Origin of the sequence: Legionella bozemanae (genome assembly GCF_900450575.1) — a bacterium.
Classification (GTDB): domain Bacteria; phylum Pseudomonadota; class Gammaproteobacteria; order Legionellales; family Legionellaceae; genus Legionella; species Legionella bozemanae.
Map to the genome: position 1 here is coordinate 2,597,998 of NZ_UGGY01000001.1, position 13,777 is coordinate 2,611,774.

Sequence of the window (13,777 nt, forward strand, 5' to 3'; positions counted from 1 at the left end):
CCTTCGCAGAAATGACAACACCCGCTTTCTGCTTCGCTTGACGGCCATGGGTAAATTACCAACCTTTTACTCTATCAACATCTCACATCAATGACATTGCAGCATCTCTAACGGCATTTTTGTCCATGACATCCAAATGTTCCATATCGCTGTTAATGTTCTCTTCTTTTTGTTTTATAATTTCGTCCATTTCTTTTATAAAGTGATGTACCTCTGTCAGCATAAAATGACGCTGTTTATGTTTTACATAACTAAGATACTGTAACGCAATTTCTCTACATTTCTCAGGAGTGTACTTTTTATTACCTTCAAGCCCTTCTTGATATATTTGTCTCATCGCTTTAGCTACTTTGGGACCACTCTGTTTCGCTTCGGAAATATAACGAGCAACTTCTTGAGGATATGTTTTGGGCAAAGATTCTTCCGATTTTTTAAATAAAGTATGATGAGAAAATTTACTTAAAGAACTTATTTGAGCGTGTTTCGAGATTAGTTCTTTATCAGATGACTCCTTAGGGGGTGACTCTTTGCTTTCTATACTCATTGGTTTGTCTGCTAAAAATTTGGGGGTACACTCAATAAACACAGAAAGCAAATTACCAAGTAGCAGTCTCCAAGAGGGATCAGCCCCTAATTTAATGATTAACTTACCAACAAGCTGAAAGACAGATTCCATCGCTTTTTCTTTCATTGCATAACTTGGATTAGCATAAATTAAATCCATTTGTTTTATCAAAGTAGATAGCAAATCATGTTCAATCGTATTCTTTTCGATTGAAATCTTAGAATGCATCATGCGTAATTCATCAAGTATTTCGAAAAGCTTTTGCTCTTTGTCTGTTAATTTTGTTGTGAATATTGAATCAGGAACTGTAGAAGTCCAATGAATATCACTTTGATTATTCAAAATCATATCTGGGCTTCTGGCTTGAAAAAAAGGACTGCTGCCATTTCTATGAATATGTAACACAATCTCAGTATCGTAAAACGCGTCAATAGTTCCCTTTTCGTTTCGCACCATACGCTCGCCTTGTATTGCACGGTGTAAAACTAAAAGAGTTTCTTCTGAGCCCCATACATATTCTTTTTGTAAGTGTTCTTTGTACAGGTTCAAATATTTTTCATTCTCTGCTAAAAAGAAGTGAACTGTTTCATCTCTCAAGATATTATCAAAAAGTTTTTCTTTATAGACCTTAATTTCTTTTTCAGAAAACTGCTTCTCTTCTTTTTTGAGTTCCTCTACCTTAATGGCCCACAGGCGATTAAACTCTTCAATTATATGCGGGACTCTTGCAATTGCATGCTCTGTCATCGCACGATCGGTGCCGCTCATCTTATATATTTCAGCTGCAGTATAATCAGGGTTAGTAAATCCATGATCAATCAGCTCATGCAGTTCCGAACCATTCTCCAACAGTGCTTGTCGGAAACAAAATTCCAAGCCGTATTTCGCTGAAGTAAATAAGGGAGAATCATGAGGAGACAATTTAAACTCGCGTACTGTATATTCAGCTGCCAAATCTCGAGTAGCCTTTCCAAGAATAGGTTCAATAATGGTTTTGATTTCACGAGAGGTGAATTGATAATTTGGGTTCTTAGACAATAATGTCCGCAAAAGAATTTTTTCATCCTCTTTAAGCTTTAACTTGTTAAAAATATTTTCTGTAATATCAGGAGCATTTTTAGCTCGTAAATAATACATTAAGGAAATGCTATAAGCATAATACATACAATTGCCTTTACCACTATTATCTACATCAAACATATTGGCTCCTTTTTTTGTTTTTATATTCCTTGACGTTTTCTTATGCAAATTACATTGGCAGTATAAACTTCCCTTATCATTTGAATGATTTTTATAAAGGGAAAGGCTATTTAAATTTTCTTTATTGTTAACGGATTATTGAGTCTTTACACCAGGTACAGAATGGTTTTGTGATTGGATAAACTATTTTCTTTATGGTTGGAATGAAGCATTTTGACATAACATTAGTCCCTTAGTTTTTATTTCGCTTAACCTGTAATCTATACGATCAAAATGGCATGCGCAATACTTCTATACCATAATCAGATCAAAAAGTATTAATTATGGTGTTGTTATTTCTAAACTGGGTGAAACACTTCATCATCTTTTTTACTCTCTGGATATTGCAAACTTTGTGCATAAGGCAACAAAATAAATTCCATTCGTCTTGCTAAAGACCCCTTAGGATTTGCTAAAGGAATTGCTGCTAAATGTGTTGACAATTCTTCCATAGAAGAAATTGTTCTGTTATCAATTGCTTTAACAATTTCATTAACTTCTTCAAGGTGGTGTCTATTCCAATTACCATGGGCGACTCTGCTTAACCATGAGTTGTCTCTTGTATAATCATTTAAAATTGCTCTTGCTTGTGCCAAAGTGCCTTCTATTTTACTCGTTATCTCACTATAATAGGGTGAATTATTTGGCGGTTTTGGCAATAAATCAAATCGTTCATGCTCTTTCAAAATCATCTGTTTTTCATGCTCACAATGTACCAATTTTTGATATATTTGTTGAAATTTTTGCGGATAGTAAGTAAATGCTTTTTCGCAACTTTTCCGATCTATATCGATGTTAAGTTTCATCATCTCATCGACACTTAATTTTTTTTCATTTTCAAGAGATTGACTTATATTTTGAAACAAATGTTTAATACAAAGAGCATAAAATGTTTCCCTTCCTCCTTCTGCAGAAACAATAGCATGCTGCACTTCCTGAGGAAAAGCAGAAAAAAGTCTAGCCCTTATGTTTTTTTCAGATTTGTCTTCTAAGTCAGCTAGAGCTTGCAGCAGTCTAAGATCTTTTGAAAATAATTTTCCGGGTAATGTACTTTGTGATGGAAGCGCGATGGATACTTCTTTTGCCTTAACCAAATTAATGTATTCTCGTAGCCTCTCGGTTAATGCTTCCTCTTCACCTTCTATTGGCATCTCAAGTACGTTATCTAATGCCGTAATAACTTCTCCATAATCTGTGAATTGAGTATCTGAAATGTCCTCCTCTTTCTCTGCTGACTGTAACAAAGCTTGAAGCTCTTGTTCTGCCTCTAATTTTTTTAACTGGTAATGATTAAGATGATAAATTAAGCGCTGTGCTGATTTGACTGCTCCAATAGGATGAATATTGTATTCTTGCAAATCCTCTAAACTAATAGAAACCCCTTCCAACGGATCCTGATATTCTTTTGGGTTATAATTCTCCACCTGATGCAAAATTCCATGTCGCTGTTGGTAAGGTTTAAAAGAGCTGTAACAAAATGGAGTAATTAGACCTGAATCACAAAGTACTTCTTTCTCTCCTTCGGAAGGAATACTATATGCCAGTTCTACACCAGCGTCCTGTAAACCCTTCCACATGCTTAACATTAACGATTTTAAGTAATCAGGGCTTGGATAATTCCCTTCATAGTACTCTGGTTTATTCCTTCCCAGCACTTGCTCCATATACACACAGATCTCTTTCCCTCTTTGATCTCTATCTCCCCCCCTAAATGTAGGATCCCAACTACTCAAATCATTATTGTCGTCGGGTAAAAATACTTTAAACTCTGGATGCTGAGTTGATTGAAATTGTTCCAAAGTAGCAAGAGCATTTAGAGCTTTCAATGCATTCTCTCGAGTAGGTAGAATACTTATTCTAAATTGCCAGGTAGGCATACCCTGACCATCATCTGCATCTGCAACCGTTCCTGAAACAGAAAACCAATCTCCTTGCGTTTTTGGAGCTTGTGCTGCAATTAACTGTCGAGTAATAGGCATTTAATTTCAAATTATTACGATAGCATAATTAAATTCTAGCTTTTTTTTATTCAATATGTAAATTTTTTTATTTAATTTTATTTCCATAAATTAAGTAAAAATAGGCAAAATGAAAGCCTACATTCTATAGGTTAATTCAGGATGAGCTTCTGAATAGGCAGGAATATTCTCCTTATTTACTGTTTTATCCTTGGAATAGATTATATTTAAATTTCTCCGATCCATTTTTTCGCCTTCAAGACCCACCAAATAGGCTTCCATATTGTATATGTGCAAAGTGACACTCACTCCTTCTCCTAGAGCTTTTCTTCGTTTGAGCTGATGAACAAAAACCCCACTTAAGTCATCGCGATTGCTGTGAAATTGATAACGATCAACACGATTCACGAGTCGCGCAGTGTGTTCACCAGTAGGATGGTAGTATTTCTCGGATATAGGCCCCTCTAGAACAGTAACCGTACCTTTATATTTGTGGTCATGAATTGTTGTTTTTTGCTTTGTCGCAAATGCAAATACCCATATGGAGAAAGGCTTAGATGTATCAAGGTGGTCATAAAGAAGATATCGGCCAACACCATTTGGCATAGTTGGATCGGCAGGCTTATAGGCACTAGGATCTAGTTTTAATGAGCCTTCTGCAAGTTTCTGAATTAAATAAGTCGAAACCGTCTCATAAGTTACTTCGTCTAACTCAGTTATTGCCTTGATTAATATTTCTCTATTTTTTTGTTTTATTCCATCAATTTTTTTAAACATATCCTTTTCCTTTCTTATCCTTTACAACGCTCATTGATATTCTTCCCATCATTGTTCAAGCGTGCTGGATAGTGATAATCCGCTTGATGAGATTGAATGATCATCGCTATGACTGTTATTTACAAATAAAGTTTCTGAATCATGCCGACTAAAAAAAAGTGACCTGCTTATCATTTGAGGTTTCATATCACTTACTTTATTAAATAGGACATTCACCACGTGGATTGCCTCATCTAAAATAGTTGATTTTTGCGATGTGTCAAATGTTTTTAGAGCATCATATAGAATGATATGTGCTTGCTCTGTTAAAGAACTATTGGATAAGCGAACCTTTAACGCACGAGTATAAAAATTGCTTAATGCCTCACCAGAAACACCAGTGCCCTCCCCCCTTTTCTTATCATAAAAATTTTTTAAGACAAGCAGGTCATCAAGAGGCAATTCTTCACATTGGGATTCCACTATTGCTTGCCAAAGGATTTTATCAGCTGAGATTTTTTCATAGAGCATGCTGTCCTTAATAACTGTCTCTATTTTATCAGTTTGTGCTACACAATTATTCTTCTCAACTAAAGAATCATTATTTTTTTCTAAAATTAAAAGTTGTTCATTCAATTGCTCCAGTTCTTCCAACTCAAGACTGTGCCGGCGTTGCAAACTTCTAAAGTCATCCTGAATTTGATTTAAGAGCGCTGCAAGATCCTTTTGCAAAAGTTCTGGCAGATTCTCAAAAAGACTATTTAATTTATCCACTATAAGCCTCTTTGTAGCGAATTGAGATATCGATAACGATTCACTGACCAAAGTTAAAAATAAGGTATAATCTTCATGACATTTTCGTAATTTAACAATGTGATCATCTATTTTCTCTTGATAGAATACCTCATATTCTTCAGTTAAAGCCTGATTCATGCGCGCCCAAAGCTCAGGATTTTTCAGAACTATTCCAATGAGTAAACTAGAATTTATAAATTTCATTTCATTAAGGCAAACTCGTGCAAGTTGTGTCCCTGACATTAAGAAGAGCATATCTTGCGCCTCTTGCAAAAACATAATGTGAACTGCATTAAAATCATGTAGGTACATTTTTAAAGCATCAAACAGAAAATGAATGGCAGATGCACTGGCGAGCATTGTTGTGGCTTGGGTACTTTGTATCACTCTGATTGTAATAATGGCATTAAAACTCGTAGTTAACAGGGTTTCAACAAGTTTCCGGTGCGGCTTTTTGCAAGAAATACTTGGTTCTGTATCAGTAGAAAACGGTTTTAAATCCATGTCTAACGCAAACTGATTTCGAAAAGAATGACTTATTGATAAAGGCAGCACCCCATCCCCTACCATGTCATGGTTTAGAATCTGCTCTATTTGCTCCATTTGACGCAATAAAGCGTCCATAAAAAAATTATATTGTTTGATTAATTTAGTGCGATCAATGCTATTAAAATCAAATATACTTCGTTCATCGGATAAAGAAAGTATATCCAGCCAAATGCTCATTTGCTGATTAAAGGGAATGACGCTATTTACTGGTAATCCAATGGCTGTTGGTATACTTTCTGCATACATCATTTGCGGTAAATCTGATTCAACTGCACTATCTGGAAAATCCTGAAGAGCAGTTATCTTGTCTAATCGATTGAATAAAATATGCGCCAAATCCTGTGCAAATTGCTGATCTTCTATACCAAAATTAATTTTTCCAAAAGATTCGATACATAAATATTTAGCTAACTCTAGCCTCGTCTTATTATCGACTAAATCGACAGGGAGTTGTCTTAAAACAGAGTTAATCATGTCAACAAACAATGATTCATTGACCTTTTTTTGCAATAGGCTCGCCTGTTCAGCAATTGCAGGAAACAATCCTTTTATTTTTTTGTAATTAAGAAAGTAGCCCTTCGTGTATCCTTTAGGATTAAACCATCCTTGATATTCAAATGGATTCAAAAGATTTTCATTATTCTTTTTATGTCCGTAATAACGAAATGCGGCTCCCCAATCAATACGCGCAAATTGAATAAACATCATCTCAACTGCGGATAAGACATCCAAGCAAACCACATTCCCACTATGCACACTATGATCACCGAAGAGCAAAGAAAACATCAATGCGATTGCAAGACCAAAGTATGATTTTAATTGGGTCAGTAGTAAGTAGGATTGGGGGCCGTAAAACATTTCCACTAAAGGATCTCTATCGGAACCATCTCGATAGCCTGTGCCAATGATTTTATATAACTCTTTAAATTCAATTTTAGGCTGAATCAGCCCATAACTGCCGTCCTCAAATTGAATCAGTTGAGCACAAATAAATGATGCATGATATATCTTATCAATCAACTGACGATGTATAAATTCTTGCAGTAATAAACCTGCAAACAATTCTGTGAACAATTCTTTGGGATCTTTAGGTTTTTTTATAAAATATTCCACTCCGTCTGAATCACGATAAAAACCATCTACTTCCCCTTGATTTTTACCGCTTTTCTTATTTTTAAACTTAGTTAATATTTTACCGTTATAAATTAGCATCCCTAACCCAAACAAGAATTCCCATGCAAATCATTTTTATCATTTATTAAGCATTTGAGAAAGTTTTATAACACATGTAATGAGGTGAATAAGAAAAAGCGCTTTTCTTGCCATATAAATCAAGATCATTTAATTTATTGCATTAAAAACTGATGTCGCAATTTGAATATCTTGCACGGCTAGACCGTTAAATCGGCGATTCTGTATCATATAATAAAAAGCCGAGAATAATCCATATAACATAAAAACCAACCAATATGATTAATAAAGAAAAGTGGGATAAATTAACCGATTTCATGGTTCAACTTCATATTAGGGATGATGATCTTATCGAAAAATTTATCGTAGGTAGTGGTAAAGGAGGTCAGAAACTACATAAAACCGCCTCGACAGTTTATTTGAAACATATACCTTCTGGTTTGGAAATAAAATGTCAGGAATCCAGAAGTCGTGAAGACAATCGGTATTTTGCAAGAATACGGCTTTGTGAAAAATTACATGCAATCGTGAGTGAGGAGAAAACAAAAGAACAGCAAAAAATTGAAAAATTAAAACGACAAAAGAAAAGACGATCAAGACGTGCTAAGCAGAAAATTTTGGAAGAAAAATCCAGACAAAGCGAGATAAAGGTACTTAGAAAAAAAACTATATCCTATGAATAACCATTTTCATACCTCCCTGCTTCAAAATTCAGGCATCAATGCCTCAAACCTAAAATTAGCAAAACTACTTGGGGCAACAATCGGACATTCAATGATCCATTTGGGTATTACCTACTTTTGATACCACTCAACAAAAAGTTTTATCTCGAGATGAGTTTGGCATAGGTGCTGATTTTGCATCCGCCTCAGCTACCAGAACAAAAGACTGGCACAGTTTAGATGTCTTATCAAACAGAACATTTAAACCATGACGTGCAATGCCCATACATTAAGTTCGTCTATATTGGATGAACTGGATGCACAGTAACTCTTTTGTTTTTCAGCTGCTCTGTAGGAAATATTTTGCTAATATATACAAATAAACCATTTTTTATACAAAAATGATTCTATTCATTTTGGAGAAAATCAATGACTAAAAAGGTACCAAAAAATTTTGGAAAATCGATGGACTGGACTGTAACTACCGATAAAAAACAAATAAATTCACTGAATAAAAATACCCGAACAATTGCCCGGCAGTTGGACAAGAATCCATTACCCGAGAAAGAGCAATTAAATCCAGAGAAAAAACAATAACATACACGTTTATTTATCAATAAAAAATAAAACTTGCATATTTTTTATAAAAATTTATCATAACTAATACGCTGTTTTATTGAAAAAGGATTTTATAGATGATGTTATTTAGACGATTTGCTACTTCTTCTCTCCCTAAAACGATTAAGCACGCTCCTGCTACTAACCGTTTTTTCAGAGATATAAATTGGTCAATAGCCAGAAAAAATGAGACTGGATCAGAATTAAATAAATCCGTTAAAACGATTGTGAAAGAGCTTGAAAATACCTCATCAGCGGATGCCCAAGGGCCTGCTCCAAGATTTAAATAATATTCGTTGCAAAGCTGAGACAGGATTCCTCCCTGGAATCCTTTTTATATTATTTAGATGCTTGCAGTGAATTTTGAGATGTTAAACGCTCTAATACTTCAAAATGCTCAGGAGCACCAGATTTTAAATCCTCAAAATCTGCTTCAGCTTGCACCTCAAGTGCACCATCCTGAACAGTAGCGACAATATTTTTCTCAAGATTATTAATTGAAGTTGAAGTAACTCCTTGTCGAACAAATGCAATTTTAGCCGCTCCGAATTTACTTGGGTCAATTACTCTTGCCAAACCTGCCGCAATCGAAATATCTGCACCTTTAAAAAGTTCATCTGCAGACGTTGCTTTGCTATTGAGTTGGCTTTGATTAATGAAATCTACATATTGCAAGAGATTGATCACATAGATTGTATTAGTCTCACAATCTACTACTACAGCAGGCTTATTATCTTCTGTCTTCTCTGAATCTTTTTCTTTACTGAATTTTTTCACAATCGCCAATTCATTATTTACCACGCTAATAATCACCTTTTTAGATTGGTTTTCTTGAATGACTAATGGAAAACGTTCACTAACACTGCGGTAAGAATGCAATACATATTCAGGTGGAGTAATAAAATCATTATTTGAAATACCCCTTTGAATCACGCCATCAACTGCATTTTCAGGTTTTCTTGTCGAAACAGTTATTAAATAAGTGCCATCCTTTTTTAATCCAATATCAAGCCACTTAGGCCATATGTTGCACATCTCTTTGAATACATTAGGCACTCGTTTATGTTGATCCATACGGCGTATTAAGAACTCACCACTCATATTGTAAGTCACTACTGCTTCGTCATGCGTCAATGTACCAATATGTTTTTTATGAGTTCCCTTCACACATTCATCTTCATAATAGATTGTTCGTTTTCTATCAACAGTCAGAAGAGCCAGCTCATCTAATGAATATCCGGTTTGCCGTTGTAATTGCAAAGCAAAACTCTCTGTTGTAATGGATTTACCACTACCAGGTCCCCCTGCCATCAAAACAGTGAAACGATCAGGATAACTTTTAGGTGCTTCTTCTTGGACACCAATAAATGTATTCGCCTCCATTGCTGAAACTAAAGGTAACGATTCATATTTAGCTTGTTTAAGAAGAGTTTCGATGACACGTTCTGAAAGAGTATATATTCGCTTATCTACGTCACCTTTTAGTAATTCATCTGCTAAGTGAGTCATAGCTAATTCACTTAGTATAGAGTCGGATCCATCAATTACTCCTTTTTCTTTCCGTTTTAAAAGTTCTGCTTTAAATTTATTAAAATGCGTATGAACATGAAGATGCTCCTGTTTGCTTGGATCCTGAAGCGCATCATATACCCAACTCAAATATTTCTGTCGTTGAGACAACATACTTACTTGCGGAATCACTGGTAAAATATGTTGCATGTGAAAATTACGGACAAAAGCTCCAAAATCATTATTTTGAGCAGGAGTTTTTAATAATAAAGGAATTAAAGCTCCGGTTATTTGTAAAGAACGGCGAGACGTTTCAAACAGAATTAAATCACCAACAGATTGACCATTGTGACCTTTATAACGTCCAAAAGCCTTTTGCTTCCACCATAATTCCTCTTTTTTGAGCACTGAATTTTTTAATGCAGTAAATTCAACAGAAGAATCTTTAAACACCTCTGGAAATGACTCTTTCCCTGATTCAAGAACTGACTCAATATCACAAGATCCTGCATTGAACTCTTTCCAATTGTATTGAGAATAAAAACGAACAATATGTGTATTGCCGCCTACAGAGATGGTTCTATTGGTTGACCGAAGGGTACCACTTCTTGCATACCTAACTGTTCTACTCCACATCGTTTAATTTCCTAATTTTAACGTCTTACAAAAATTTGGACTATATTTTACACAAAACATATTAACCAAATATTAAGCACGAAGATAATTTATAGCTCATTTACAGAACAATAGTACCAATTTTGAACAGAAGATAGTTTTTTTGACTATTTGCCAATGTGAGGAGCTCGTAGGGTGATAACAAATTGGAGCTCATTGAACATTTCGTTAGAAAATAAAAAAGGACAGTCAATACTGGGAATTTAGAACATGATCTTTGAGGAAGTTACCATTTTATTTTATAGAATTCCCCCTCAACCAACTGCTCGGAAGGTTTATCAATTTTCCTTGAAATTTCTTGATGCTTAATTAATAACCTAAGATTCTCATCAAGAAATGGCTTCTTTTTATCCAAACCTTCTTTTTCACCCTGCTTGCCAAGTAACTCTTTAAGCTTACTATCATAAGCCTCTTTTAATACGGATAATACCTGTTCATGAGCCTTCATTTCATCTGATTTCCCTTTAAAGAAAGTTAAACCTGACTGTGCTGAAAAATCCTTAGGTGTACGAATATCATTCGCTTTAATTTTTATATATAAATCATTCAATTGCGCCATTGCAATTAAAGGATCATCACTCAATCTTTTCATCAATCCTTTTTTAAAGGTTTTAGGGTGCTTTAAAATAGTGTCAGAGCTAGATTTCTGAAGAAATTTAGCAGCTGAAGAAACATTGGTATGAGCTCCCTCTTTCATCAATTTTACGCATAAATGACAGTAATTTTTCGATAAAGCGATATCTAATATTGTTTTTTTATTCACGTCCTTTGTATTTAAATCTACTTTTTCTTTTATCAAAAAATCACTTAAATTCATAAAGTTAATTTCATCTTCTTTTCCGAGATGCTTAGAAACAATTGAGGTAGCAAGCGCATGATGGAATGGATTTCTTCCCAAAGAATTTGTTTTGTGAAGCAAAGTGCGCTCTCTAGACATAAGCTCATGCATCACAGAAAGAGGGCACTTACCTATAGCAACATGTAAAATGTTATTTCCGTCATTCTCTCGAAAATCAACCTTTGCCCCCATGTTTAATAAAATTTGCATGCTTTTGTAATCTTGTAATGTAATCGTGGAACATAGAGGAGGACGCCCATGTTGATTTGGTTTATCAAGCAATTCTTTGTTTTTTTCAGCAATTATCTTTATCAAAGCCTCCCTAGGCTCTGGGCCTGTAAAAAAAACATAATGCATAGCAGTGTGTCCAAACCCATCGGTTAAACTTATATCAGCACCTTTTTTTAATAAATACCTTACTAAATTTATATTTCCACTACCAATAGCTAACATTAATGGAGTTGCCTTATTTTTAGTTAATGGAGTATTAATATCCATTCCTGCCTGCAAAAACTTTCCGACGAGGCTTCTGCTCCCAAAACCAATAGCAAGTCTCAAAACTTCTGGATTAAAAAGAAGCTTTTCATTCTTATTAATAATTTTTTTAAATGTTTCAATATCTTTTCGAGCCGATACTATTTCTAAAAGCTCTTTACTAATATCAGCACCAGCATCTAACAATGTCCCGAATGTTTCTAATTTATGATTTTTATACGCTAAAGTTACAGGAGACACGCCTCTGTTATCGGGTTCATTGATCCGAACAAGACCGGTTGATATTAAGGCAGTTATGAGCTCAGGGCTTCCATGCTCAGCAGCATAATGAAACGCTGTTTTTCCCTGATTGTCTTTAACATTTAATAGCTTAAGCCCATCATCCTGTTGTGATAAAGCTTTTAATATTTTCTCCATTATTTGCATATTTCCGGTTTCCGCAGCATAATGAAGAACTGTTTTGCCATCGTAATCTAGAATTGATAAATCTGCCTTTTGCGCAATAAGTTCATCAACCATTGCCATATTGCACATCATAACAGCTAAATGCATAGGGGTTTTGCCCACATAAAGTGGAGGAGCACCTTGCTCTATACGTTTATTAATCTGAGACTCATTCATGGATACAAATTCTTTTATATCACTAGAATCACTAAGATAAACTGCCCTTCGATGAAGCGGATATAGAGCAATTAATGAGGCGAGACAATCTTTGGCATTCCTTTGAAGGGTTTCATGATCTAAATATAAAAGATCCTCCTCACGGATCTTTGTATAAGCGGGGCTATCTAGCATTTTCATAAACCCTTCTCTATCTTCCAGGCTTGAATGGTACCCATATAAAGAAATATCCTTTTTTTTGCTTTTTTCAATAATCTCTACGGTATTAAAAATTGCTTCCTTAATAACAACGACTAGTTCATCGGCACTATATAAATCAAAAACATTAGGCTCATAAAATGTTGCAGGCGGTAACCCTTGTTGCATTAAAAGAATATTCAATAAATTATTCACAAAAGTTCTGCCATTAGCATCCCTAAAAGAGTGTAATACTTCATAATATCGAATGTGCTTGGCAATCACTCGAAGTTTTTCATCAATTGTATGAGCAGCTTTAATTTCTTTGTTATAAGATCGTGTGATTGCTTCCAGGAACATATCAACATTTTTTTGTGCTGCAAGATAAAAATGAGTCGTATTGCTATGCCCATCTGCACTCATGTCTTGATATATTTTTTTAGCAAGTTCAGGTATTTGTTCAGGGGTCAAATCTTTAAAATAGTTTTTATCGAACTTTGGGTAACCAAGCGGTCCAATTTTCCCAGGTCCGAACTCTGCTGCGCCTTCTAAAAGAAAAAATAAGCCTAGAAACTCCTCAATACCTTTGATTGATGCGCGGCTTGCGGGAATACCAAATGACACAGGCTCATCATCTCCCCTGCTTTCACCTGGATTTTTATCCTGTAACTCCTCTACCTTCCTTCCACATTTTTTATGTATGTCCTTTATTAAATCACCACTTAATTCAAAATCCTCTCCTTTCTTATCAACTTGTAAGGCAATTGAACATAAACTTTCTAAAGCAGCGTTGATAGAACCTCGTTCTCTCGACTCATAACCATGCCAACCATTTTCTTTTGACCAAAAGCGTCCATCAACAAATAATCTCCATATTTCTTCAGGTGGATAGGCTTTTAGAAAAAATAGCCCAGGTAGATTTGCCATAAAATACTCAAAAAAAAAAAGCAAATATATATTAATAATAGATCAAATTGGATTTAATAATGGCAATTAATTATGATTTTATACCAAATCATTTGAGGTATAAGATCTTCAAAAAATTGAAAAAATTTCTTTGAAATCCAAATAAAATGAACCTTTTTCGTGGAACAGTAATTTAAAAACCAAATATGGGCAAAAATTCTGT

Annotated in this window: 9 protein-coding genes; 3 read left to right on the forward strand and 6 right to left on the reverse strand. The window is 34.8% G+C overall.

Going from position 1 to position 13,777, the window contains the following annotated elements; all coding sequences use genetic code 11:
• Window positions 1-82: 82 nt before the first annotated feature.
• The 4 genes from DY223_RS11420 to DY223_RS11435 form a co-directional block, all read right to left on the reverse strand.
• Window positions 83-1,765 carry a hypothetical protein gene (locus DY223_RS11420; RefSeq protein ID WP_058459533.1) on the reverse strand — a complete coding sequence of 561 codons (1,683 nt, stop codon included), beginning with the start codon at window positions 1,763-1,765 and terminating at the stop codon, window positions 83-85.
• Between the two features lie 338 nt (window positions 1,766-2,103).
• A complete protein-coding gene (locus DY223_RS11425) occupies window positions 2,104-3,783 on the reverse strand; it encodes a DUF5617 domain-containing protein (protein WP_058459534.1) in 1,680 nt (559 codons plus the stop codon).
• A 117-nt stretch (window positions 3,784-3,900) separates the two neighbouring features.
• Window positions 3,901-4,539: a cupin domain-containing protein gene (locus DY223_RS11430; RefSeq protein ID WP_058459535.1), complete on the reverse strand. Its 639-nt coding sequence runs from the start codon at window positions 4,537-4,539 to the stop codon at window positions 3,901-3,903.
• Between the two features lie 48 nt (window positions 4,540-4,587).
• On the reverse strand, window positions 4,588-7,074 hold the full coding sequence (locus DY223_RS11435) for a LepB GTPase-activating domain-containing protein (RefSeq protein WP_058459536.1): 2,487 nt from the start codon (window positions 7,072-7,074) through the stop codon (window positions 4,588-4,590).
• A 257-nt stretch (window positions 7,075-7,331) separates the two neighbouring features.
• Between DY223_RS11435 and DY223_RS11440 the strand changes: the two genes are divergently transcribed.
• The 3 genes from DY223_RS11440 (at window position 7,332) to DY223_RS11445 (ending at window position 8,623) form a co-directional block, all read left to right on the forward strand.
• A complete protein-coding gene (locus tag DY223_RS11440) occupies window positions 7,332-7,736 on the forward strand; it encodes a peptide chain release factor family protein (protein WP_058459537.1) in 405 nt (134 codons plus the stop codon).
• Window positions 7,737-8,144: 408 nt separating this feature from the next.
• Complete coding sequence (locus DY223_RS19250; protein ID WP_165483283.1) at window positions 8,145-8,312, forward strand: hypothetical protein; 168 nt, start codon at window positions 8,145-8,147, stop codon at window positions 8,310-8,312.
• A 98-nt stretch (window positions 8,313-8,410) separates the two neighbouring features.
• Window positions 8,411-8,623 carry a hypothetical protein gene (locus tag DY223_RS11445; protein WP_058459538.1) on the forward strand — a complete coding sequence of 71 codons (213 nt, stop codon included), beginning with the start codon at window positions 8,411-8,413 and terminating at the stop codon, window positions 8,621-8,623.
• Window positions 8,624-8,672: 49 nt separating this feature from the next.
• On the opposite strand, the gene DY223_RS11450 is transcribed toward DY223_RS11445, so the two are convergent.
• Together DY223_RS11450 and ankX are read right to left on the reverse strand one after the other, a co-directional pair.
• Window positions 8,673-10,478 carry a hypothetical protein gene (locus DY223_RS11450; RefSeq protein ID WP_058459539.1) on the reverse strand — a complete coding sequence of 602 codons (1,806 nt, stop codon included), beginning with the start codon at window positions 10,476-10,478 and terminating at the stop codon, window positions 8,673-8,675.
• A gap of 265 nt (window positions 10,479-10,743) precedes the next feature.
• A complete protein-coding gene (ankX, locus tag DY223_RS11455; protein WP_058459540.1) occupies window positions 10,744-13,575 on the reverse strand; it encodes a Dot/Icm T4SS effector AnkN/AnkX/LegA8 in 2,832 nt (943 codons plus the stop codon).
• Window positions 13,576-13,777: the final 202 nt, after the last annotated feature.

What these genes read in the sequence shown, in the direction of transcription:
- DY223_RS11420 (WP_058459533.1), bottom strand. Translation starts at nt 1,765, where the DNA reads ATGTTTGATGTAGATAATAGTGGTAAAGGCAATTGTATGTATTATGCT.
- DY223_RS11425 (WP_058459534.1), bottom strand. Translation starts at nt 3,783, where the DNA reads ATGCCTATTACTCGACAGTTAATTGCAGCACAAGCTCCAAAAACGCAA.
- DY223_RS11430 (WP_058459535.1), bottom strand. Translation starts at nt 4,539, where the DNA reads ATGTTTAAAAAAATTGATGGAATAAAACAAAAAAATAGAGAAATATTA.
- DY223_RS11435 (WP_058459536.1), bottom strand. Translation starts at nt 7,074, where the DNA reads ATGCTAATTTATAACGGTAAAATATTAACTAAGTTTAAAAATAAGAAA.
- DY223_RS11440 (WP_058459537.1), top strand. Translation starts at nt 7,332, where the DNA reads ATGATTAATAAAGAAAAGTGGGATAAATTAACCGATTTCATGGTTCAA.
- DY223_RS19250 (WP_165483283.1), top strand. Translation starts at nt 8,145, where the DNA reads ATGACTAAAAAGGTACCAAAAAATTTTGGAAAATCGATGGACTGGACT.
- DY223_RS11445 (WP_058459538.1), top strand. Translation starts at nt 8,411, where the DNA reads ATGATGTTATTTAGACGATTTGCTACTTCTTCTCTCCCTAAAACGATT.
- DY223_RS11450 (WP_058459539.1), bottom strand. Translation starts at nt 10,478, where the DNA reads ATGTGGAGTAGAACAGTTAGGTATGCAAGAAGTGGTACCCTTCGGTCA.
- ankX (WP_058459540.1), bottom strand. Translation starts at nt 13,575, where the DNA reads ATGGCAAATCTACCTGGGCTATTTTTTCTAAAAGCCTATCCACCTGAA.